At 71.9% G+C, this 21,078-nt stretch carries 21 protein-coding genes; 5 read left to right on the top strand and 16 right to left on the bottom strand.

What is annotated here, in order from left to right; all coding sequences use genetic code 11:
* Window positions 1-53 precede the first annotated feature (53 nt).
* Window positions 54-1,028 carry a DeoR/GlpR family DNA-binding transcription regulator gene (locus tag ACIP8W_RS25220; protein ID WP_401956142.1) on the top strand — a complete coding sequence of 325 codons (975 nt, stop codon included), beginning with the start codon at window positions 54-56 and terminating at the stop codon, window positions 1,026-1,028.
* A gap of 124 nt (window positions 1,029-1,152) precedes the next feature.
* Here ACIP8W_RS25220 and ACIP8W_RS25215 read toward each other — a convergent pair whose 3' ends face one another.
* The 12 genes from ACIP8W_RS25215 to ACIP8W_RS25160 form a co-directional block, all read right to left on the bottom strand.
* Complete coding sequence (locus ACIP8W_RS25215; protein WP_401956143.1) at window positions 1,153-1,746, bottom strand: TetR/AcrR family transcriptional regulator; 594 nt, start codon at window positions 1,744-1,746, stop codon at window positions 1,153-1,155.
* A gap of 103 nt (window positions 1,747-1,849) precedes the next feature.
* Window positions 1,850-3,601, bottom strand: coding sequence for an acetyl/propionyl/methylcrotonyl-CoA carboxylase subunit alpha (locus ACIP8W_RS25210; protein ID WP_401956144.1), 1,752 nt, complete (start codon window positions 3,599-3,601; stop codon window positions 1,850-1,852).
* A 307-nt stretch (window positions 3,602-3,908) separates the two neighbouring features.
* Window positions 3,909-4,523, bottom strand: coding sequence for a Maf family protein (locus tag ACIP8W_RS25205; protein WP_402150524.1), 615 nt, complete (start codon window positions 4,521-4,523; stop codon window positions 3,909-3,911).
* A gap of 24 nt (window positions 4,524-4,547) precedes the next feature.
* Window positions 4,548-4,676 (bottom strand): morphogenic membrane protein MmpB, encoded by a 129-nt coding sequence (gene mmpB, locus ACIP8W_RS25200; RefSeq protein WP_401956146.1) that lies wholly within the window; start codon window positions 4,674-4,676, stop codon window positions 4,548-4,550.
* Between the two features lie 130 nt (window positions 4,677-4,806).
* Complete coding sequence (gene mdcH, locus ACIP8W_RS25195; RefSeq protein ID WP_402204707.1) at window positions 4,807-5,736, bottom strand: malonate decarboxylase subunit epsilon; 930 nt, start codon at window positions 5,734-5,736, stop codon at window positions 4,807-4,809.
* Window positions 5,733-6,434 (bottom strand): malonate decarboxylase holo-ACP synthase, encoded by a 702-nt coding sequence (locus tag ACIP8W_RS25190; RefSeq protein WP_402204705.1) that lies wholly within the window; start codon window positions 6,432-6,434, stop codon window positions 5,733-5,735. Before ACIP8W_RS25190 ends, mdcH begins: the two co-directional genes overlap by 4 nt.
* Window positions 6,435-6,436: 2 nt before the next feature.
* Window positions 6,437-7,234, bottom strand: a complete 798-nt coding sequence (gene mdcE / locus ACIP8W_RS25185; protein WP_401956149.1) for a biotin-independent malonate decarboxylase subunit gamma — start codon at window positions 7,232-7,234, stop codon at window positions 6,437-6,439.
* Window positions 7,231-8,079, bottom strand: coding sequence for a biotin-independent malonate decarboxylase subunit beta (locus ACIP8W_RS25180; protein ID WP_402149899.1), 849 nt, complete (start codon window positions 8,077-8,079; stop codon window positions 7,231-7,233). Before ACIP8W_RS25180 ends, mdcE begins: the two co-directional genes overlap by 4 nt.
* Window positions 8,076-8,366, bottom strand: coding sequence for a malonate decarboxylase subunit delta (locus ACIP8W_RS25175; protein WP_401956151.1), 291 nt, complete (start codon window positions 8,364-8,366; stop codon window positions 8,076-8,078). Before ACIP8W_RS25175 ends, ACIP8W_RS25180 begins: the two co-directional genes overlap by 4 nt.
* A complete protein-coding gene (locus tag ACIP8W_RS25170; protein WP_402149897.1) occupies window positions 8,366-9,223 on the bottom strand; it encodes a triphosphoribosyl-dephospho-CoA synthase in 858 nt (285 codons plus the stop codon). Before ACIP8W_RS25170 ends, ACIP8W_RS25175 begins: the two co-directional genes overlap by 1 nt.
* Window positions 9,224-9,231: 8 nt before the next feature.
* On the bottom strand, window positions 9,232-10,890 hold the full coding sequence (gene mdcA / locus ACIP8W_RS25165; protein ID WP_401956153.1) for a malonate decarboxylase subunit alpha: 1,659 nt from the start codon (window positions 10,888-10,890) through the stop codon (window positions 9,232-9,234).
* A 48-nt stretch (window positions 10,891-10,938) separates the two neighbouring features.
* Window positions 10,939-11,889, bottom strand: coding sequence for an AEC family transporter (locus tag ACIP8W_RS25160; RefSeq protein ID WP_402204702.1), 951 nt, complete (start codon window positions 11,887-11,889; stop codon window positions 10,939-10,941).
* A 119-nt stretch (window positions 11,890-12,008) separates the two neighbouring features.
* Here ACIP8W_RS25160 and ACIP8W_RS25155 point away from each other — a divergent pair, with 119 nt between their 5' ends.
* Window positions 12,009-13,001, top strand: a complete 993-nt coding sequence (locus ACIP8W_RS25155; protein WP_401956155.1) for a LysR family transcriptional regulator — start codon at window positions 12,009-12,011, stop codon at window positions 12,999-13,001.
* Window positions 13,002-13,013: 12 nt separating this feature from the next.
* Here ACIP8W_RS25155 and ACIP8W_RS25150 read toward each other — a convergent pair whose 3' ends face one another.
* Together ACIP8W_RS25150 and ACIP8W_RS25145 are read right to left on the bottom strand one after the other, a co-directional pair.
* Window positions 13,014-14,450 (bottom strand): ATP-binding protein, encoded by a 1,437-nt coding sequence (locus tag ACIP8W_RS25150; protein ID WP_402149891.1) that lies wholly within the window; start codon window positions 14,448-14,450, stop codon window positions 13,014-13,016.
* Window positions 14,447-15,433: a winged helix-turn-helix domain-containing protein gene (locus tag ACIP8W_RS25145; RefSeq protein WP_401956157.1), complete on the bottom strand. Its 987-nt coding sequence runs from the start codon at window positions 15,431-15,433 to the stop codon at window positions 14,447-14,449. The genes ACIP8W_RS25150 and ACIP8W_RS25145 overlap by 4 nt, the downstream gene beginning before the upstream one ends.
* Window positions 15,434-15,670: 237 nt before the next feature.
* Between ACIP8W_RS25145 and ACIP8W_RS25140 the strand changes: the two genes are divergently transcribed.
* Together ACIP8W_RS25140 and ACIP8W_RS25135 are read left to right on the top strand one after the other, a co-directional pair.
* Window positions 15,671-16,291: a carbonic anhydrase gene (locus tag ACIP8W_RS25140; protein ID WP_401956158.1), complete on the top strand. Its 621-nt coding sequence runs from the start codon at window positions 15,671-15,673 to the stop codon at window positions 16,289-16,291.
* Window positions 16,292-16,524: 233 nt separating this feature from the next.
* Window positions 16,525-18,171, top strand: coding sequence for a SulP family inorganic anion transporter (locus ACIP8W_RS25135; protein ID WP_402204699.1), 1,647 nt, complete (start codon window positions 16,525-16,527; stop codon window positions 18,169-18,171).
* A 113-nt stretch (window positions 18,172-18,284) separates the two neighbouring features.
* On the opposite strand, the gene ACIP8W_RS25130 is transcribed toward ACIP8W_RS25135, so the two are convergent.
* Window positions 18,285-18,488 (bottom strand): acyl-CoA carboxylase subunit epsilon, encoded by a 204-nt coding sequence (locus ACIP8W_RS25130; protein WP_401956160.1) that lies wholly within the window; start codon window positions 18,486-18,488, stop codon window positions 18,285-18,287.
* A gap of 9 nt (window positions 18,489-18,497) precedes the next feature.
* Window positions 18,498-20,084: an acyl-CoA carboxylase subunit beta gene (locus ACIP8W_RS25125; RefSeq protein WP_401956161.1), complete on the bottom strand. Its 1,587-nt coding sequence runs from the start codon at window positions 20,082-20,084 to the stop codon at window positions 18,498-18,500.
* 115 nt (window positions 20,085-20,199) lie between these two features.
* Here ACIP8W_RS25125 and ACIP8W_RS25120 point away from each other — a divergent pair, with 115 nt between their 5' ends.
* Window positions 20,200-21,054: a biotin--[acetyl-CoA-carboxylase] ligase gene (locus ACIP8W_RS25120; protein ID WP_401956162.1), complete on the top strand. Its 855-nt coding sequence runs from the start codon at window positions 20,200-20,202 to the stop codon at window positions 21,052-21,054.
* Window positions 21,055-21,078 lie beyond the last annotated feature (24 nt).

The following is a 21,078-nucleotide window of genomic DNA, read 5'->3' as shown; positions in this document are numbered from 1 at the left end:
TATTCGCCGCAAACTGCTGAAAGCTGACGGCTGTTGGGGTTACTGTCAGTTTCGTGTTCGCTGCAGAACGTCGCCAACTGATCCTTGAAATGGTGCGCGCCAACGGAGCCGTGTCGCTCCGCGAGCTCGCCCGCGTCGTCCAGACCTCCGAAGTGACCGTCCGGCGGGATGTGCGGGCGCTGGAGGCCGAAGGACTCCTCGACCGCCGGCACGGTGGTGCGGTGCTGCCGGGTGGATTCACGCGAGAATCCGGCTTCCCGCAAAAATCCCATCTCGCCACGGCGGAGAAGACCGCCATCGCCGACCTCGCGGCGAGCTTCGTCGAAGAGGGCGAAGCCGTGGTCGTCGGCGCCGGTACGACCACGCAGGAGCTGGCCCGCCGGCTCGCGCGGATCCCCGGGCTCACCGTCGTCACCAACTCCCTGCTGGTCGCGCAGGCGCTGGCCCATGCCAACCGCGTCGAGGTCGTCATGACCGGTGGGACGCTGCGCGGCTCCAACTACGCGCTGGTCGGCAGCGGGGCCGAGCAGTCCCTCCAGGGGCTGCGCGTCACCCGCGCGTTCCTCTCCGGGAGCGGGCTCACCGCCGAGCGCGGGCTCTCCACCTCCAACATGCTCTCGGCCAGTGTCGACCGGGCGCTGGTGCAGGCCGCGGCGGAGGTCGTGGTGCTCGCCGACCACACCAAGCTCGGCACCGACACGATGTTCCAGACGGTGCCGACCGATCGGATCAGCCGTCTGATCACCGACGATCCCCCCGCGCACGACGAGCGGGCCGCGACGGAGCTGCAGGCCCTGGCCGATCAGGGCGTACAGATCTCGGTGGCGGGCGCGACGGTGTCCGGTACGGGTGCCGGGCCCGAGGGGCTTCCGCCGGGCGGCCGCGCCCGCCGTGACGTCCCGCTGCCGGGCCAGCGGCGTACGCACTCGGGCACCGGGGTCCCGGGGCCCTCGCTCCGCAGCGCGACCCCGCTGCCGGAACCGGGCGCGGGTGCCGCTCGGGTCTCGGACCTGCGGCGGCGGTCGTAGGAGCGGCTCGCTCGGGGAGGGGGCGCGGTGTCCGCCTGTACGGGGACGGCGCCCCCTGCGCCGCTGGAATGCCCTGGCGCTGTGACCGGAAAGGTCTGCCGGTGAACCCTTTCCGGCCACAGCACTAGCCGGTGGGGGCGGGCCTCAGTCCCGTCCAGGTCAGCCTGAGGAGCCGGTCGGCCAGCAGGTCGTCGTCGGGGGACTGCTCCGCCGCCAGGGCGATGGCGTTGGTGAGCTGGAGCAGGTCGTCGATGGAGACCTCGGGCCGTACATGACCGCTCCGTTGCGCCCGTACGAGAAGGCGCTCGCCCGCCGCGCGCATGGGCACGCTGCACTCGGACAGGGCCGAACTCGCGTCGTGGGACGCGGACATCAGCGCGCGGGAGAGACCGCGGTACTCACCCGCATGAGTGATGATCGCGCGCAGCCACTCCAGCAGCGCGGTACAGGGCTCGTTCGAATCCGCCAGTTCGCGGGAGCGTTCCAGCAGGGAGGTAAGCGCTTCCTGGAAGACCGCGCTGAGCAGCGCGTGGCGGGTCGGGAAGTGGCGGTAGAGCGTGCCGATGCCGACATGGGCGCGACGGGCGATGTCTTCCAGGGAGGCGTCGGTGCCGTGTTCCGCGAAGCTGATGCGGGCCTCGGCGAGCAGCCGCTCGTGGTTGCGGCGCGCGTCGGCGCGCATGGGCCGGGGTGGTGCCTGTGCCGTACTCCGAACCATTGCACAGTCCCTTCCCTGGTTTCCGGACCCGTGGCGTCAAGGATGCCACTGAGCGGGGACAGGGGCCGGGCCCCACCTGGGGAGGTGGGGCCCGTGCGCGGTGTCAGTCCTTGATCTCGCAGATGGTGGCGCCCGAGGTGAGGGAGGCGCCCACTTCGGCCGCGAGGCCCGTGATGGTGCCGGAACGGTGGGCGTTGAGGGGCTGTTCCATCTTCATGGCTTCGAGGACGACGACGAGGTCGCCCTCCTTGACCTCCTGGCCCTCCTCGACGGCGACCTTGACGATGGTGCCCTGCATCGGGGAGGCCAGGGTGTTGCCGGAGGCGGTGGAGGCGGACTTCTTGGCGGCGCGGCGCTTGGGCTTGGCGCCCGCGGCGAGGCCGGTGCGGGCGAGGGACATGCCCAGGCTGACGGGGAGGGAGACTTCGAGGCGCTTGCCGCCGACCTCGACGACGATCGTCTCGCGGTCCGTCTCGTCGTCCTCGCTGTCACCGTGGACGGTGTGCGGCGGGATGTCGTTGACGAAGCCGGTCTCGATCCAGCGGGTGTGGACCGTGAACGGGTCGGCCGTGAAGGCGGGGTCGGTGACGACCTTGCGGTGGAAGGGGATGGCGGTGGCCATGCCCTCGATCCGGAACTCGTTCAGGGCGCGGGCGGCACGCTGGAGGGCCTGCTCGCGGGTGGCGCCGGTGATGATCAGCTTGGCGAGGAGGGAGTCCCAGGCGGGGCCGATGACCGAGCCGGACTCGACGCCCGCGTCCAGGCGGACACCGGGGCCGGTGGGCGGCGCGAAGGTGGTGACCGTACCGGGGGCGGGGAGGAAGCCGCGGCCCGGGTCCTCGCCGTTGATACGGAACTCGAAGGAGTGGCCGCGCACCGGCGGGTCGTCGTAGCCGAGGGCCTCGCCGTCCGCGATGCGGAACATCTCGCGGACGAGGTCGATGCCGGTGACCTCTTCGGTCACGGGGTGCTCGACCTGGAGGCGGGTGTTCACTTCGAGGAAGGAGATGGTGCCGTCGGTGCCGACGAGGAACTCGACGGTGCCGGCGCCGACATATCCGGCCTCGCGGAGGATGGCCTTGGAGGCGGCGTACAGCTCGGCGTTCTGCGCGTCGGTCAGGAAGGGCGCGGGGGCCTCCTCGACGAGCTTCTGGTGGCGGCGCTGGAGGGAGCAGTCGCGGGTGGAGACGACGACCACGTTGCCGTGGGTGTCGGCGAGGCACTGGGTCTCGACGTGGCGCGGCCGGTCGAGGTAGCGCTCGACGAAGCACTCGCCGCGGCCGAAGGCGGCGACGGCCTCGCGGACGGCGGAGTCGTACAGTTCGGGGATCTCTTCGAGCGTACGGGCGACCTTCAGACCGCGTCCGCCACCGCCGAAGGCGGCCTTGATGGCGATGGGCAGGCCGTGCTGCTCGGCGAAGGCGACGACCTCGTCGGACCCGTTCACCGGGTCGGGCGTACCGGCGACCAGCGGGGCTCCGGCGCGCTGGGCGATGTGGCGGGCGGCCACCTTGTCGCCGAGGTCGCGGATGGCCTGCGGCGGCGGGCCGATCCAGGTCAGGCCGGTGTCGATGACCGCCTGGGCGAATTCGGCGTTCTCGGAAAGGAATCCGTAGCCCGGGTGGATGGCGTCGGCTCCGGAGTCCTTCGCGGCCTGGAGGACCTTGGCCATGTCCAGATAGCTGGCCGCCGGAGTGTCACCGCCCAGGGCGAACGCCTCGTCTGCCGCGCGGACATGCAGGGCATCCCGGTCCGGGTCCGCGTAAACGGCTACGCTCGAAATTCCGGCATCCCGGCAGGCACGGGCAACGCGGACAGCGATTTCGCCACGATTGGCGATGAGCACCTTGCGCACGATGGCTCCCTCCTTGAAACAAGCTGAGTTTAGGGACTGCCGACACGCCCCTCTGGGCCGTCCCGCCATGGTGTGCTCGACCGCGCGAAGCGCTACCGAGCCCTGCCTGCGGCGCGAAATCCCTTGTGGCACCACGGTACGCCGCGATCCTCAGTCGCACAGTAGCGTCCGGATGTGGTCCAGCTCTCTGTCCGAGTGCACCTCGGTGGATCACGATTCTTTGTGGAATCCCTACGAAACGGGCGGATGAATCTTTGCCGTCGCGCCGATCCTTGCCCCGGGGTTCACCGATGTGCGGCGGCCGCGTTCACGCCCACAGGTCGGTGATCGTGATTCCGTGCTCGCCCAGCAGCCTGCGCAGCAGGGGCAGGGACAGTCCGATGACATTGCCGGGGTCGCCGTCGATCGAGTCGACGAAGGGCGCGGAGCGGCCGTCCAGGGTGAAGGCGCCCGCGACGTGCAGGGGTTCGCCGGAGGCGACGTACGCGGCGATCTCGGCGTCCGACGGCTCGCCGAAGCGGACGGTGGTGGAGGCGGTCTCGGCGGCGCGGCGGCCGGTCGCCGTGTCGATCACGCAGTGGCCGGTGCGCAGCACGCCCGAGCGTCCGCGCATCGACTTCCAGCGGGCGGTGGCCTCTTCGGCGTCGGCGGGCTTGCCGAGCGCCTCGCCGTCGAGTTCGAGTACGGAGTCGCAGCCGATGACCAGCGCCCCGGCCGTTTCGGGGAGGGCGGCGACGGTGGCCGCCTTGGCCTCGGCGAGGACGAGCGCCAGCTCGGCCGGGGTGGCGGCGGTCAGCGCGTCCTCGTCGACACCGCTGACGATCACCTCGGGGGCGAGTCCGGCCTGCCTGAGCAGTCCGAGACGGGCGGGGGAGGCGGAGGCGAGGACGAGCCGGCGGCGCTGATCGGTCATGCGGGCCATCGTAGGCGGCTCGGCGGGCGGGGCTCAGCGCAGTCCGAGGATGATCACGATCGCCACGGTCGCCAGCGCGATCAGCACACCCGCGCGGCGCATCATGTGCTGCGCCTCGCGCAGTTCCTGGGGGGGCTGGTTCTCGGGGTCGGACCACAGCATGTCTTCGATACTCCGGCGGGTGCGGCCCCGGCGCCTGAGTACGTGTACTCAGGCCGGGGCGGTAGCGACTCAGACCAGCGCTGTGGCCGGAAGGTTCACCGGCTCGCGGCAAACCTTTCCGGTCACAGCACTATGCGGAAACAACTCTGCGTATGAGTTGAAGGATGTGCTCGGGGGGACCGGCCCGCATGCTGGTGGCACGGGCATCGGGGAAAGCGGCCCGGGCGAGGCGGGCCAGCGAGTCGCCGGGCCACACCTGGACGAAGAGGCGGACGCCGCGCTCGTGGAGGACGCTGGTCGCGTCGTGCCAGCGGACCGGGTGGGCGACCGAGTGGACGAGGTCCTCGCGTACGGCGTCGGCGCTTCGCAGCGTGCGACCGCCGCGGTTGCCGGCCCAGGGAATACGCGGGCGGGTCAGGGGGAGGCGGGACAGGACCGCGGCCAACTCCTGTTCGGGTCCTGCCATCAGGGGGCAGTGGGAGGGCACGTCGACCGCGAGGCGCCGCGCCTTGGCGGCCCCGTTCGCCAGGGCGAGGGCCAGGAGGCGGTCGACGGACGGGTCCGCGCCGGACACGGCGATCTGCCGGGGAGCGTTGACATTCGTGGCGTACACCGGCTGGGCGGGCCGGCCGGCCTGTTCGGCGAGCCGGGTCACGGTCCGCTCGTCGAGGCCGAGGACGACGCCCATGCCGTACCCGTGCGGGTATGCCGTCTCCATGGCGTGCCCGCGCGCCCTTACGGCCGTGACCGCGTCCGGCAGGGCCAGCGCGCCGGCGGCCACGGCGGCGGCGAAGGAACCGATCGAGTGGCCGGCGACGTAATCCGGGCGGGCGCCCAGGGCGTCGAGGGTGCGCCAGGCGGCTACTCCGGAGGCGAACAGCGCGAGCTGCACCGAGGCGTTGGAGCGCAGGGCCCGCTCGTCGTCGTGGGCGCGGACGTCGTGGCCGAGTACGGCCGAGATCTCGTCCAGGACGGCCGCCGCGGAGGGGTGGGCGGGCAGGTCGTGGAGCATGCCGGGGTACTGCTCGCCCTGGCCAGGGAAGAGGAAGGCGCTGCTCATCGTGGCTCCGGCCGCGCAGTGGCCGGGCGGTGCCAGGGATCCGCGACCAGACACGGGCCTACGTCCGTGCGCAGCAGGACCTCGCCGGTGTGGCGTGCGTACTCGGCGGCCGCGAACCCGCCCCAGGGGGACTGGAGCTGTACGTCGACGCGGACCGGTAGGCCGGACAGCGTCCGGAGCAGCCCGGCCACGGCGGCCGGCGGTACGGGGCGCGGTACGCGTACGACGAGATCCAGGTCGCTGCCCTCGTGGGCGGCGGGGTGACCGGTGGCGAGTTCGAAGCCGGCGCTGCCGCCGGGCCCCCACGCGGGCGCCCAGGCCGGGCGGGACAGAGCCGCCAGGTCGGTGATCGCGTGGAAGACCGGCAGATCGCGCGGGGCCGCCCCGGCCGCCAGGTCTTCCGGGCGGACCGTTTCGCGCACCGCCTCCGGCGGGAGGTACGCCGCCCAGCGCTGCCCGCGCCGCGGGCCGCGCACCCCCACGGGCACCAGGGCGCGGGGACGCGGCGCCCGGCGCACCACGACCCATGGCGTACGTTCCAGGCACGCGTGGACCCAGGCGGGCGGCGACTGCTCGCCGCACGGGGCGGGGACGAGCTGTTCGGGGCGGGCCAGGCGCAGCAGGTCGTGGGGCCGGGGCCCCGGCCCCACGACGTACGTGGGGCCGGGGCGGAGCGCGCAGGCGCTGGTCTCGGGCACGGTCAGTCCCGCCAGGCGGCGGCCAGCCGCCGCCGTACCTCGATCGAGGCGGCGCGGGCCCGCACCGCCTCGGGCGAGGCCAGCCGGGTGGACAGGTCACGAGGGCCCCGGCGGGCGTCGGCCACCGCTTCGGCCAGGGCCGCGCGCACCGCGGCGGTGTCCGCGTCGCCGGGCAGCAGCCGGTGCAGAGCACCCAGTTTGGCGAAGGAGGCGCCGTCGTAGGCGGTGGCCGGCACCTTCTCGGCCGCCGCGTCGAGTTCGGCGATCGTGCGGCGGGTGATCCGGGCCGCCGACTGCTTGCTCATGACCTGCACCTGGACGGCGTCGTCGTCGAGCGCGACGAGGCGGTTGGCCTGGAGACCGTGGGAGAGGAATCCGCCGGATATGGCCTTGCCGACGAGGAAGGCCACGACCGGGTGCCCGGCGAGGCGGGCGGTGGCGTACGCGCCGGCGGCTCCGGCGAGCGCCTGGTGCAGGCCGACCAGTTCCTCGCGGTAGCCGTACGCCTGGCTGGGGACGTCGACCACGGCGATGATCGGCCGCCCGGCCGCACGGTCCGCGTCGGCGGCGACGGTCCTGCGGATCTCGGCGGCGAGGTTCCATGCCTCCTCCAGACCGACCTCACCCTGGCGGGCGCGGGGGAACTTTCCGTCCGGGTCGGGGACGACGGCCAGGAAATGGGCCTCTTCGCCGCCGAGGCCGGCCCCGGCGGACAGGAGGGAGCCGACCGGACCGGTCGTGGCGCCGGTGAGCCGTTCGAACCACTCACGGCCCCGGGAAGGGGAATGCGCGATGGTCACTTGGTCTGTCCCTTCGTCTTGTCCCGCAGGTCCTGCGGAGTGAGCCGGTCGGCCGGATCGAGAGAGTCGAGCAGAGCGAGCGCCTCGTCGACCCGGGCACTGCGCGGTGGGCCGGCACGACCGGGTTCGAACGCGAGGCGTACGGCGTCCCGCACCGCGGCCGTGTCGTCGTCGACCAGCAGGTCGGCCAGCCGGGCCGCGGTGCGCTGCTCACCGCCGATCACGGACCAGACCATGGCCCGGTCCCTGGAGTCGAGTTCCTCGACACCGGCCTCCTGCTCGATCACCTCGGGGCCGTTGAGACCGAGGCGGCCCTGCCGGGTCATCACGAGGTCGGTGCAGAGTCCGGCGGCGATGCCCATGCCGCCGAAGCAGCCGACCATGCCGGCGACCACGCCGACGACCGGCGTGTACTGGCGCAGGCGCACGATCGCGGCGTGCAGGTCGGCGATGGCGAGCAGCCCGAGATTGGCTTCCTGGAGGCGGATGCCGCCGGTCTCCAGCAGGAGCACCGGGCGGATGGGGGCGCCGTTCTCCCAGTCCTGGGCGGCGAGTTCGAGGCCGGCGGCAAGCTTGGCGCCGTTCACCTCGCCGATGCCGCCGCCCTGGAACCTGCCGTCGACGGCGACGACCACGGCCCGCTCGCCGCTGATCGTGCCCCGGGCGACCACGGCGCCGTCGTCGCTCTGCGGGACGATGCCCTGCGGGGCGAGGTGCGGGGATTCCAGCCGGTCGAAGGGACCGAGCAGCTCGCGGAAGGTTCCCCTGTCCAGGACCGCGTGGGCCCGTTCGCGGGCGGACAGTTCGGTGAACGCGTCGGCGAGAACAACGGCTGAGGTGCTCACTTGGCGGCCTCCACGGCCTGCGAGAGGCGGAGTGCGACGGTGCCGGGGGTGGCGCCGAAGTCGTTGATCTGGACCTTGGCGGCGATGTCGGTGCGGGAGAAGAAGCGCTCCAGGACCGCCTGCCAGATGGCGCCGAACCCGTCGACGCTGGTGCGCAGGTCGACGGTTACCCCGTCGGCGGCGGGCTCGATGAGCACTTCGAGGTCGCCCGAACCGACGACACCGACGTGTGCGCGGCGAGTGGCCGGGGTGGCCCCGGGGAAGGTGTGGTTGATCTGTTCCATCATCAGCTCCGGTGAGGAGAAGGCGAGTCGAGGGAGTCCAGGTACAGGCCGGCGGCGAGCAGGTCGGCGCTGCCGCCGGGGGAGAGCCGGCGCTCGGCGAGCGCGGCGTCCAGTCCGGCGAGGCGGGCCCGGCCGGCCGGGGTGGCGGTGCCGCCGGCGCGCAGGACCTCGCGGGCTCCGCTCCGGGCGAGCGCGAGGCCCGCACGGCCGCCGCGGTGCAGCAGGCAGGTGTCCTCCAGCGAGGCCACCACCGCCATGAGCGCGTCCAGCCGGGCCTGGGTCTCACTGGCGCCCCGCTCCCGCGCGCGGCGCAGGGTGGTGTGCGCGAGGCGGGCGTGCGGGAAGCCGTCGGTTGCTTCCGTACGGGCTCCGCCGCCGCCGTAACGCAACCGGGCCAGCGCTCCGTGGCTGAGCGCCGGGGCGGGCGCGGCGGGGTCGGGATGGGCGGCGATCGACGCGGCGGTACGGCAGACATCACCGGACCCGGTCGCGGCGGCACCGGTCAGCAGCCCCAGCGCCCAGATCGCGCCCCGGTGGGTGTTGACCCCACCGGTGACCCGGAGCATCCGGGCCTCGGCGGCCCGCCCGATACGGGCCAGCTCGCCGCGCAGCTCGGGGCCCGGGACGCCGATGCGCCGGCCGGCCTCGGCCATCTCCGCGAACCTGTCGCGCAGACTCTCGGCGGAGCCGAGCAGCAGGTCCAGATCCATGTCGTCGTGGGCGCCGGAACCCCGCCCGTCCACCAGGCCGGGCTTGGGGGTGAGGGTCGCTTCATCGACAAGCGCCCGTACCGCCTTGCCGGCCAGGACGTCCGGCGACGCGACCGGGGTCGCGACGGCGGGCGCGAGAGGGACTGTCATGGCGGCGCTCACCAGCTCCGGAACTTCGTGGGCGGGCGGTACAGGCCGCCCGACCATGTCACGAGGTCGTCGATGGACTTGGCGGCGAGCAGGGATCGCTTGGCGTCGGCCGGGTTGACCTTGAGATCAGCGGGTGTGGCGATGAGGCCGTCCCGCCTGAGCCGCTCCTCCCGCCGCGGATCATGCCTGCCCGCGATGGGGCTGACGCCGGCCACCGCGGCCAGCGCTTCGCGCCGTTCCTGGAGGTCACGCGCCTTGTAGAGGTAGGCGATGCCTTCCTCGGTGATGACATGGGTGACATCGTCGCCGTAGATCATCACCGGGGCGACGGGCAGGCCGGCGGACTTGCCGACAGCCACCGCGTCCAGGGAATCGACCAGCTTGGGGACGCCCCCCTTGGCGTACGTCTCCACGATCTGCACCACCAGTTTGCGGCCGCGCACGATGTCGCCCTCGCCGCCTGCCAGGTCCAGCCACGCGGGTGAGGCGTGGCGGCGGCCCCGTGCGTCCGCGCCCATGTTGGGGGCGCCGCCGAAGCCGGCGAGACGGCCGTGCGTCACGGTCGAGGAGTTGCCGTCCTTGTCGATCTGGAGGGAGGCGCCGATGAACATGTCGGCGGCGTAGTGGCCGGCGTTCTGGCCGAGCATGCGGTTGGAGCGCAGGGTGCCGTCGGGGCCGGTGGCGAAGATGTCCGGGCGGGCGGCGCAGTACCGCTCCATGCCGACCTCGCCCCCGAACGCGACCACCGACTCCACCCAGCCGGACTCGATCGCCGGAATGAGGGTGGGATGCGGATTGAGCACCCAGTTCTTGGCGATCTTGCCGCGCAGGCCGAGGGATTCGCCGTAGGTGGGGAGCAGCAGCTCGATGGCGGCGGTGTCGAAGCCGATGCCGTGGTTGAGACTGGTGACCCCGTGGCGTTCGTAGACGCCGCGGATGGCCATCATCGCCATGAGGATCTGGACCTCGGTGATGTGGCGCGGGTCGCGGGTGAACAGCGGCTCGATCTGGTAGGGCCGGTCGGCGGGGATGACGAAGTCGACCCAGCCGCCGGGGATGTCGACGCGGGGCAGGTCCTTCTCGCTGTCGACCACTTGGTCGACCTGGGCGATGACGATGCCGTCGCGGAAGGCCGTGGCCTCGACGAGGGTCGGGGTGTCCTCGGTGTTGGGACCGGTGTAGAGGTTGCCGTTCCGGTCGGCGGCGTTGGCGGCGACGAGAGCCACCTTGGGGATGAGGTCGACGAACAGCCGTCCGTACAGCTCGACATACGTGTGGATCGCGCCCACCTGCATCTTGCCGTCCGCGAGCAGCTGGGCGATCCGGGTGGACTGGGCCCCGGCGTAGGCGAAGTCGGCCCTGCTCGCGATGGAATCCTCGAACAGGTCGAGGTGCTCGGGGCGGGAGATCGAGGAGATCAGCAGGTGCAGGTCGTGTATCCGCTCGGGGTCGACGCGCGCCAGGGAACGGGACAGGAAGTCGGCCTGTTTCTGGTTGTTGCCCTCCAGAATGACCTTGTCCCCGGGTTCGAGGAGCGCTTCCAGGATGTCGGTCGCCCTCCCGGTGGGGACGATCTTGCCCGAGGCGAGGGGGGCGGCGCGGGCCAGGCGGCGGGCCTTGTCCGTGCGGCGGGTGTCCCAGGCGCGGGAGCCGGGGTCGTACGACATGGGAAGTCCTTTCGGTACGGGTCGTGGGGGTTGTCGGAAGAAGTGGCCTTACCCGCGCCAGGGAAGGAGGCTGATGACCACGGAGAGTGAGACGATCCCCGCTCCGGTCGAGAGCATCAGTGTGGAGCCGGACACTTTGGGCCGCACGCCGAACGGAGCGCCGAAAACCAGGCCGAAGAATCCGGAGGGGATCGAGGTGAGCAGGACCGCCTCGGCGGTGTTGAGCCGGTCGAGACCGAAGAGACCGCAGAGCCCCCAGACGAAGAGCGGCATGAGCGCGTTCTTCATGACGATGCCGTAGGCCACATCGGGGCCGAAGGTCACCTTCTGCGCGGAGAGCATCAGGCCGGTGAGGAACAGGGCCGCGCCGGCGCCGACGACGCCGATGGGGGTCAGGGCCGTCTGGACCAGATCGGGCACGTGGACGTCGGCCAGGACTAAGGTGAAGGCCAGCACGGGGGACCAGAAGATGGGTTTGCGGACCGACTTGCCCAGCGCGGCGCAGAAGCGGGAGAGGGTCGAGCCGGGGGCGTCCGGGCCGAGCTTGGCGTCCTCCAGCAGAGCGATGGTGAGCGGGGAGATGGTCATGGCCCCGACCGCGATGCCGATCGCCACGGCGATGGCTCCCTCGTCGCCGAAGACGGCGGAGGACAACGGCAGGCCGATGGAGGCATAGTTGGGGAACGCGGTGGTCAGGGACTGTACGGCGGCCGACGCCTTGTCCAGTTTGAACACCTTCAGCTGTAGCTGAAGCGTCACCACGTACACGGCGACCATCGCGATGACGAGGACGGCGATGAAGCCGCCGTGCGAGGTGATGTCGGAACGACTCTTCGAGGAGATCGAGACGAACAGCGCCGCCGGAACGGCGAACATCATCACCATGTGATTGATGGAGGAGACGTTCTGGTTGTCGACGATCTTGCGTTTACCCGCGCCGTAGCCGAGGGCCAGGGCGAAGAAGACGGGCAGCAAGGCCGTTGCTATCTGGTGGGCCATGCGGCCAACCGTCCGCCCAACCATGGGCCATGATCCAATGCCGTGCTGGTCACGATTGCCTTCAGAAATGCATCGATCCCCTCTGATCTGCACGAGCGTCCTCCGAAAGGCAGGAAACCGTGAGCGACAGCACACCGTCACGGGGCCGACGAACGCCACTGCCGAGCGCGGTCGCTCCCGTACTCGCCCAGTTCGTGGCCGTCGGCCGCAGGGAGCACCTCACCCGCGCGGCCGAGGAGCTCGGCATCAGCCAGCCCACGCTCTCCCGGGCCATGAACCGCCTGGAAGCGCAACTCGGCGTGCCGCTCTTCCGGCACACCGGGCGGCGCATCCGGCTCACCGCGCACGGCCGGCATCTGCTGGCCCGCGCCGAACAGGCCCTGGAAGTACTGGAACTGGCCGGTCAGGAGGTGGCCGCCGAGGCCGACCCCGAGTACGGGCAGGTCTCCCTCGCCCACCTGAAGTCCCTCGGGACCCGGACCGTTCCCGCGCTGTTGCGCGCCTTCCACAGCGCCCACCCGCATATCCGCTTCCGCCTCACCGAAGCGCCGTCGGACAGGATGATCGAACTGCTGCGGGCGGGTGAGGTCGATCTCTGCCTCATCGCCCCGCTGCCCGAGGATCCGGAGATCGACGCCGTCCCCCTCCTGCAGGAGGAGATCCGGCTCGTCGTCGCGCCCGGGCACCGGTGGGCGACGCGGAAGTCCGTTCGTCTCCCGGACGCCGCCGCCGAACCCTTCGTCGCCCTGCGCCAGGGGTACGGCAGCCGGCAGATCGCCGACGCGCTGTGCCGGGCCGCGGGATTCACCCCGCGCATAGGCATCGAGGCGGACGCTCTCGGCACCGCACGCGGCCTGGTCGCGGCCGGGCTGGGCGTCGCCCTGCTGCCGTACGAGGGATCACCGCACTCCGGCACCGTCGAGATACCCCTCGCCCAGAGCCCGGACCAGGTCCTGGGCGCCAGCCGCACCCTCGCCCTCGCCTGGCCCGCCCATGCCGTCCAGCCGGCCGCGGTCTCTCTGTTCCGCGGGTTCCTGACCGCGCGACGGGGGCGTCTGGCGGAGATCGTAGGCCCGGCCACGGCGGACAGCGCCACGGAATACCGGGGCTGACGGCACCCGGGCTCAGACGCCGACCGCCGGGCGGCGGCGGGGGTGGGGGAGGCCGGGGAAGCCCGAGGAGCGGCGGGGGGCCACGGGCGGGAGCCGGATGACGGCGTTCAGGCCGCCGCTCGGCGCGTCGGTCAGCAGGGCCTCGCCGCCGCTGGCCAGGGTGAGGCGCTGGACGAGGGCGAGGCCCAGGCCGGTGCCGCCCTTGGGGGCGTCGGGGGCGCGCCAGAAGCGGTCGAAGGCGCGGCGGCGCTGCTCGGGGGTCATACCGGGGCCCTCGTCCATGACCTGTAGCTCGACCGTGCCGGTGTGCGGACGGCGTACGACGGTCACGGTGGAGCCCATCGGGGAGTACCGCAGCGCGTTGGAGAGCAGGTTGTCGAGGATCTGCTCGACGGCCCCGGGCACGGCCAGGGCGGCGCCGACCGGGTCGCCGACCAGGAAGAGGCGTACGCCGTACTGCTCGTACAGCCCCATCCACGCGAAGACGCGCTCCTCGGTCAGCCGGTCCAGGTCGCAGGGTTCCGGGGTGAGCGCGGTCTCCTCCATCCTGGCCAGGGCGAGCAGGCCCTCGACCATCCGGGCGAGCCGTTCGGTCTCGGTCATCGCCGCGTGGAGGTTGCCGCGCAGATGCGGCGGTACGTCGATCTCCAGGTTGTCCAGCCGCAGCCGCAGCGCCGCCAGTGGGGTCTTCAGCTGGTGCGAGGCCTCTCCCGCGAAGGCGCTCTGGGAGGCGAGCAGTTGCTCCAGCAGGGCGGCCGTGCGGTTGAAGGTGGCGGCCAGGCTGCGCACTTCGGGCGGGCCCGTGGTGACCGAAGCGGGGGTGACGAGGCTGCCACTGGCCAGGGTGTGGGCGGCGCGCTCCAGCTCCAGGATGGGGCTGCCGATCCAGCGGGTCAGCGCCATGGCCATCGTCGCGGCGGCGACCAGCACGCCGAGCCCGCCGAGGCCGAGCCCCAGCCAGACCCGGTGGACGTCGCTCGCGATGGCGTCGGTGGGGATGCTGAGCCGTACGGCGCCCCGGAGCCCGCCGTCGTGCTTGACGGGGACGGCGACGGAGAGCCACTGCACACCGCCGACGCTGGAGGTCCGTACATCGGCGCCGTCCCCGCCGCGCAGCGCGTCCGCGATCTCGGGACGCGCGCCGAGACCCGTGCGGTCCTCGGTGGTGAGCCGGTGCGAGGCGACGAGCAGGGAGCCCTTGTCGTCCACGACCAGGATCTGGCCGCCGATCCGGGTGGCGCAGGCGGCGACCTGCGAGATCAGCTCGCCCGGCCGGCCGTACGCGAGGGAGAGCGCGGCGAAGTCGGCGACGGCCTCGGCTTCCTGGTGGGCGGCGTTGGTGGCGCGGTCCCGCTCGGCGCGGCTGTAGACGTAACCGAGCGGGATCTCCAGGCAGACGAGGACGAGCGCCGCGAGGGTCAGATAGCTGAGCAGCAGCCGGCGCGTCATCGCGGCCCGTCACCACCGGTGCGTACGGCGAGCCGCAGCCCCACCCCGCGCAGTGTCTGGATCCAGGCCGGATCGCCCAGCTTGCGCCGGAGGGTGGCGACATGGACGTCCAGGGTCTTGGTCGGGCCGTGGAAGTTCGGGTCCCAGACCCGGTCGAGGATCTGCTGGCGGGAGTAGACCGCCCCCGGATCCTCCGTCAACAGCGCCAGCAGGTCGAACTCCTTGGGCGTGAGCGGGATCTGCCGCTCCCCGACCCAGACCTGCCGGGTGCGCCGGTCGACGATCAACGCCCCGGTGGGCGAGGCGGGTCGGGGCTCCGGCTCCGGTTCGGGCTCGGGCTCCGGTTCGGGTTCCGGCCAGGCCGGTGGCGGTACGGCGGTCTCCTGCCAGGACGGGGGCGCGGGGGCCTCCTGCCGGACCGGCGGCGGCGCGGGGACCTCCTGCCAGGTGGGCGGGGGCGGCTGGCCGACGGATGTGGGGTACGGGAAGGGATCGGGCGCCGCCTGGTAGCCGTACCCGCCGGCGAAGGCGCCCGCCGTGAGGGGGGAGTTGGTGACCTCCACGCCGATCGGCGCGGGTACCCCGGCGAAGGCGCCGGCCGGGACGGTCGGAATGGTGTCGGCCCAGGCGCCGCTGCGCCGGGTGACGGCGCGGATGCGGGCGATCAGCTCCCGGACGCTGAACGGTTTCGCCAGATAGTCGTCCGCCCCCAGCTCCAGCCCCAGCACCCGGTCGGCTTCCGTGCCGCGTGCGGTGAGCATGATGATCGGTACGTTGGAGACCTGGCGGATGCCCCGGCAGACATCGACACCGTCGATGTCGGGCAGTCCCAGGTCCAGCAGGACGATGTCGCCGTACGGACCTCGCAGCCCGGCGGTGCCGGTGGACACATGGCCCACGGTCACTCCGTACCGGCCGAGGCCCTCGATCAGGGGTACGGCGATCGTCTCGTCGTCCTCGATGAGCAAGGCCCGAAGGGTCATCAAATTCCGTTTCTCCGCGAACCCGGACAACACGAATTCCCGGAATTCCGCACCCGGGACGCACACCGTACAGGGAATGAATTGAGTGCGCCCGACTTTACCTTCGGTGGGATCCAGGTCACAGGGGGAAGTTGAATTCTTGCCCGAACTTAGTGTTCTTCTAACCTTCGTCTTGCCCTGCCCTCTCTACGGTATTGACCACGGCACTCGGCCACCACCACCTGCTGGGGAGGCACCATGAAGGCTCTTCTCGAACGCGCTCGTTCGTTCCGGCGCAGGGTAGATTTCGAGAGCGACACGTACCGGAAACTCGCCGATGGGCAATTCCCGGAGGCGCTCTTCGTCGCCTGTTCCGATTCCCGTGTCATACCCGCACTGATCACGGGTGCACGGCCCGGCGAGGTATTCGAAATGCGGAATGCGGGCAACATCGTGCCGCCCCACCGGTCGCAGGTCGTCTCCGGTGAGGCCGCCACCATCGAATACGCGCTGGAGGTGCTCGACGTTCAGGACATCGTCGTCTGCGGGCACTCGCACTGCGGGGCGATGGGCGCGCTGGCCTCCGGACAGGACCTCTCGGCGCTGCCCGGCGTGGGCGCCTGGCTGGAGGTCGCCAAGCCCGCGCTCGCCTCCGTACTGGACCGGGACGGGACCGGCGGGAGCGACAGCGCGCTGCTCACCGAGCTGGCGCAGCTGAACGTACGGGCGCAGCTCGCCGCCCTGCGCGAGTACCCGGCGGCGCGCCGTCGGCTGGCGGAGGGGCGGCTGCGGCTGCACGGCTGGTACTACGAGGTCGACACCGGCGAGCTGTGGGAGCTGAACCAGGGCGACGACAGCTTCCTGGTGCACGCGTGCTGAACTCCGGTCAGAATCCGAACCCGCGCTACACCGGCCACCCGGGCCCGGTCGGCGGTGGCCGCCACCGGGCCGGGATGCAGGGAAGAGGCCCGAGCCGTACGCACCCGACGCAGCCCTCCTTCGAACCCTTCGAACCGTACGAGCCCTTCCAACCGTACGAACCGTACGAGTCGTACGGCGCGCCCCCGCCCCCCGCGCGCCCCCCGGAACCGCCCGCGAGGAAGCCGGCCGGCATGGAGAAGCCGGCGGGTACGGGCAAACCGGGCGGTACGAAGAAGTCCGGCGCCCCCCAGAAGGTCGATCTCGCCACCGAGATCACCGCCTCCTTCGTCGTCTTCCTCGTCGCCCTCCCGCTCTGCATCGGGGTGGCCGTCGCCTCCGGCACCCCGGCCGAACTGGGCATCATCTCCGGTGTCGTCGGCGGACTCGTGGTCGGCATGGCGCGCGGCTCCACGCTCCAGGTGAGCGGACCCGCCGCCGGACTCGCGGCGCTGGTCGCCGAGGCGGTGCTCGAGTTCGGGATCGCCACGCTCGGCGTGATCGTGCTGGCGTCCGGGGTGCTCCAGATCGGTCTGGGACTGATCAGGCTCGGCCGGATGTTCCAGGCGATCTCGATCGCGGTGGTCCAGGGCATGCTGGCGGGCATCGGGCTGCCCCTGATGTTCAGCCAGATCTATCCGATGGCCGACGCCAAGGCCATCGGCGTACCGATCGACAACATGCTCGGCGTCCCCGGGCTGATCGTGGGCACGCTGGCCGATCCGCAGAAGGCGATCGCCGCCGCGCTCGGCATCGGGACGGTCGTCCTGAGCTTCCTGTGGAAGAAGGTGCCGGGGCCGCTCAGGAAGATGCCGGCCGCGCTGGTCGCGGTGGCGGGTGGGATGGCGGTCGCGTCGCTGCCCGGGGTGGAGATCACCACGCTCCAGGTGGGCAACCTGCTGGCCTCCGTACAGCTGCCGGGCGTCTCGGAGTTCGCGATGCTCGCCAACGGCGCGGTGCTGACCACGGTGGTGACGTTCACCATCATCGCCTCGGCGGAGAGCCTGTTCACGGCCGCCGCCGTGGACCGGATGCACAACGGCGAGCGCACCCGCTACAACGCGGAGCTGATCGCCCAGGGCGCGGGCAACACGATCTGCGGCCTCCTCGGCGCGCTGCCGATGACGGCGGTCGTCGCCCGTAGCTCCGCCAATGTGCAGGCGGGGGCCAAGACCCGGCTCTCCCGCACGCTGCACGGCCTGTGGCTGCTGGCCTTCGCGCTGCTGCTGCCGAACGTCCTCGCGCTCATCCCGATCTCGGTGCTGGCCGGGGTGCTCGTCCACAGCGGATGGAAGCTGTTCGCGCCGGAGGAGTTCCCGAAGATGTGGCGCCAGGACCGGGGCGAGTTCGTGGTGATGACCCTGACCACGGTCGTGATCGTCGCCACCGCCCTGCTCGAAGGCGTCCTCGTGGGGCTGGCGGCGGGCATCGGCCTCGCGGCCCTGCGGATGTCGCAGACCTGGGTACGTACGAGCGTCGAGGGCGACACGGCCAAGCTGGTCATGGCGGGCAACGTCACCTTCCTGCGGCTGCCCAAGCTCATCGACGCCCTGGAGGAGGTCGCGAGCGCCGGTACCGAACGGATCAGGCTCGACCTGACCGGGGTGACGCACTGGGACCACGCCTGCCGCAGCCAGGTCGACGAGTTCGTCGCCCAGCAGCGCTCCTCGGGCGGGATCCGCGTCGAGCTGCTGCGCCCGGACACCCCCGGCGCACCGGTTCCGGCGGCCCCGCAACCGTCCGCGTCGCCGGGCCCCACGGCGGAGTGGTTCTACCTCGACCCCACCCCGATGGAGGAGTTCACGCCCGCCCGGGACCGGGCCGGAGCACGCATGCGCTGACCATTTCCCTCCCCCCACCGAGGACGCCGCCCGGATCCCCCGCCGGGCGGCGTCCTCCCTTTTTCCGGGCCCGGCCGGTACGTACGCGCTCAGCACAGGCCGGTACGTACGCCTCAGCCCGGCCAGTACGTACGCGCCCACGCCCGGGGCCCCGGCGCGGGCACCGGGCGGCGGGCGATACGGGTGGGGGACGACCAGCCGGCGGGCGCGGCGGGCGCGGGCTCCGGAGCCGCCGCGGCGGCGGCGCGGGCCTGGACCACCGCGAGGGCGGCCGCCAGCTCCTCGGGGGTGGGATTTCCTCGTACGACCTTGATCATCGCCAGCTCCTAGAGGGGGATGTTCCCGTGCTTCTTCGGGGGCAGGCTCTCCCGTTTCGTACGCAACTGGCGCAGCCCCTTGACGATATGGGCCCGGGTCTCGGACGGCATGACGACCGCGTCGACATAGCCGCGCTCGGCGGCCACATACGGGTTGAGGAGCGCGTCCTCGTACTCCTCGATCAGCTCCGCGCGCTTGGCGTCCTGCGCGTCCGCGTCGCCCGCCTCGGCGATCGTGCGGCGGTGCAGGATGTTGACCGCGCCCTGCGCGCCCATCACCGCGATCTGCGCGGTCGGCCAGGCCAGATTGAGGTCCGCGCCCAGGTGTTTGGAGCCCATCACGTCGTACGCGCCACCGAACGCCTTCCGCGTGATGACGGTGATCAGCGGGACCGTGGCCTCGGCGTACGCGTAGATCAGCTTGGCGCCGCGCCGGATGATGCCGCCGTACTCCTGGTCCAGACCGGGCAGGAAGCCGGGGACGTCGACGAAGGTGAGCACCGGCACGTTGAAGGCGTCGCAGGTACGGACGAACCGCGCCGCCTTCTCCGAGGCGTTGATGTCCAGACAGCCCGCGAACTGCATCGGCTGGTTGGCGACGATCCCGACCGGGAAGCCCTCCACCCGGCCGAAGCCCGTGATGATGTTGGGCGCGAACAGCGCCTGGGTCTCCAGGAACTCGCCGTCGTCCAGCACCCGTTCGATCGCGGTATGCATGTCGTACGGCTGGTTCGCGGAGTCCGGGATCAGCGTGTCCAGCTCGCGGTCCCCGTCCGACGCCGCGAGATCGGCCTCCTCGGGGAAGGCGGGCGGCTCGGAGAGGTTGTTCGACGGCAGGTACGACAGCAGGGATTTGACGTACTCGATGGCGTCCTTCTCGTCGCCCGCCATGTGGTGCGCGACCCCGGACGTCGTGTTGTGCGTACGGGCTCCGCCCAGCTCCTCGAAGCCCACGTCCTCACCGGTCACCGTCTTGATGACATCGGGGCCCGTGATGAACATGTGCGAGGTCTGGTCGACCATCACCGTGAAGTCCGTGATCGCGGGCGAGTAGACGGCGCCGCCCGCGCACGGCCCGACGATCAGACTGATCTGCGGCACCACGCCCGAGGCGTGCACATTGCGCCGGAAGATCTCGGCGAACAGCCCGAGCGCGGCCACCCCCTCCTGGATCCGGGCGCCGCCGCCGTCGTTGATGCCGATCACCGGGCAGCCGGTCTTCAGCGCGAAGTCCATGACCTTCACGATCTTCTCGCCGTACACCTCGCCGAGCGAGCCGCCGAAGATCGTGAAGTCCTGCGAGTACACACAGACGGGACGGCCGTCGACGGTGCCGTAACCGGTGACGACACCGTCCCCGTACGGACGGTTCTTCTCGATGCCGAAATTGGTGGAACGGTGCCTGGCGAACTCGTCCAGCTCGACGAAGGACCCCTCGTCGAGCAGCAGGTCCACCCGCTCGCGGGCGGTCAGCTTGCCCTTCGCGTGCTGCTTCTCCACGGCGCGCGCGGAACCGGCGTGCGTGGCCTCGTCGATACGGCGGCGGAGATCCGCGATCTTGCCGGCGGTGGTGTGGGCGGCCTGGGCGTCGGACATCGTGATGCGGCTCCCTGCGGGTTACGGATGCGGGTGCGGGGGGTCTGTGATCCGTAGCGTATCGGCGGTGATCCCGTTCGGCGGTGCGGTGTTTGCCACACCTAAAGTGGTTTGCATGACGGAGCACAACACATCGCCCGGCCGCTGGTCCGACCTCGAACGCCCGCCGCTGAACGCGCCCGCGCTGCGCCGGGGGCTGATCGTGCCGGACGGACTGTGGACCTCCTGCGACGTGGTCACCGCCACCGGGTCCACCAATTCCGACCTGGCGGCGCGGGCCGCGGCGGGCGTCGCCGAGGGCGCCGTACTCGTCGCCGAGGAGCAGACCGCCGGACGCGGCAGGCTCGACCGGAGCTGGACGGCGCCCGCCCGGTCCGGGCTCTTCTTCTCCGTACTCCTGCGTCCCGCGGTCCCCGCCGAGCGGCTCGGCTGGCTGCCGCTGCTCACCGGCGTGGCCGTCGCGACCGGGCTGGCGCGGGCCGCGGGCGTGGACACCGCCCTCAAATGGCCCAATGACCTGCTGGTGACCGTCGACGGCGAGGAACGCAAGGCGGGCGGCATCCTCGCGGAGCGCGCCGGGGACGACGCGGTCGTCGTCGGCGTCGGCCTCAACGTCTCGCTGCGGGAGGACGAACTCCCCGTCCCCACCGCGGGCTCGCTCGCCCTGGCCGGCGCGGTCTCCCTCGACCGTGACACCCTGCTGCGCGCCGTGCTGCGCTCGCTGGAGCGGTGGTACGGCGACTGGCGCGCGGCCGACGGCGACCCGGCGCTGTCGGGGATCCAGGAGGCGTACGCGGCGGGCTGCGCCACGCTGGGCCGGCCGGTACGGGCCCAGCTGCCCGGCGACCGCGAGCTGCTGGGCGAGGCGGTGGCGGTCGACGGCGACGGCCGGCTGGTGCTGCGCACGGCGGCGGGCGAGCGGCACGCGGTGAGCGCGGGGGACGTGGTGCACCTGCGCGGGACCGGCTGAGGGCCCGCTCCCGGCCTCGGGCTC

It is taken from the genome of Streptomyces sp. NPDC088554 (assembly GCF_044752945.1).
Taxonomy (GTDB): Bacteria; Actinomycetota; Actinomycetes; order Streptomycetales; family Streptomycetaceae; genus Streptomyces.
Note: the sequence above shows the minus strand (reverse complement) of the source record. Positions and strands in the feature narration are given on the sequence as shown.

What these genes read in the sequence shown, in the direction of transcription:
- ACIP8W_RS25215 (WP_401956143.1), bottom strand. Translation starts at nt 1,746, where the DNA reads ATGGTTCGGAGTACGGCACAGGCACCACCCCGGCCCATGCGCGCCGAC.
- ACIP8W_RS25205 (WP_402150524.1), bottom strand. Translation starts at nt 4,523, where the DNA reads ATGGCCCGCATGACCGATCAGCGCCGCCGGCTCGTCCTCGCCTCCGCC.
- mmpB (WP_401956146.1), bottom strand. Translation starts at nt 4,676, where the DNA reads ATGCTGTGGTCCGACCCCGAGAACCAGCCCCCCCAGGAACTGCGCGAG.
- mdcH (WP_402204707.1), bottom strand. Translation starts at nt 5,736, where the DNA reads ATGAGCAGCGCCTTCCTCTTCCCTGGCCAGGGCGAGCAGTACCCCGGC.
- ACIP8W_RS25175 (WP_401956151.1), bottom strand. Translation starts at nt 8,366, where the DNA reads ATGATGGAACAGATCAACCACACCTTCCCCGGGGCCACCCCGGCCACT.
- ACIP8W_RS25170 (WP_402149897.1), bottom strand. Translation starts at nt 9,223, where the DNA reads ATGACAGTCCCTCTCGCGCCCGCCGTCGCGACCCCGGTCGCGTCGCCG.
- mdcA (WP_401956153.1), bottom strand. Translation starts at nt 10,890, where the DNA reads ATGTCGTACGACCCCGGCTCCCGCGCCTGGGACACCCGCCGCACGGAC.
- ACIP8W_RS25160 (WP_402204702.1), bottom strand. Translation starts at nt 11,889, where the DNA reads ATGGCCCACCAGATAGCAACGGCCTTGCTGCCCGTCTTCTTCGCCCTG.
- ACIP8W_RS25150 (WP_402149891.1), bottom strand. Translation starts at nt 14,450, where the DNA reads ATGACGCGCCGGCTGCTGCTCAGCTATCTGACCCTCGCGGCGCTCGTC.
- ACIP8W_RS25145 (WP_401956157.1), bottom strand. Translation starts at nt 15,433, where the DNA reads ATGACCCTTCGGGCCTTGCTCATCGAGGACGACGAGACGATCGCCGTA.
- ACIP8W_RS25140 (WP_401956158.1), top strand. Translation starts at nt 15,671, where the DNA reads ATGAAGGCTCTTCTCGAACGCGCTCGTTCGTTCCGGCGCAGGGTAGAT.
- ACIP8W_RS25135 (WP_402204699.1), top strand. Translation starts at nt 16,525, where the DNA reads ATGGAGAAGCCGGCGGGTACGGGCAAACCGGGCGGTACGAAGAAGTCC.
- ACIP8W_RS25130 (WP_401956160.1), bottom strand. Translation starts at nt 18,488, where the DNA reads ATGATCAAGGTCGTACGAGGAAATCCCACCCCCGAGGAGCTGGCGGCC.
- ACIP8W_RS25125 (WP_401956161.1), bottom strand. Translation starts at nt 20,084, where the DNA reads ATGTCCGACGCCCAGGCCGCCCACACCACCGCCGGCAAGATCGCGGAT.
- ACIP8W_RS25120 (WP_401956162.1), top strand. Translation starts at nt 20,200, where the DNA reads ATGACGGAGCACAACACATCGCCCGGCCGCTGGTCCGACCTCGAACGC.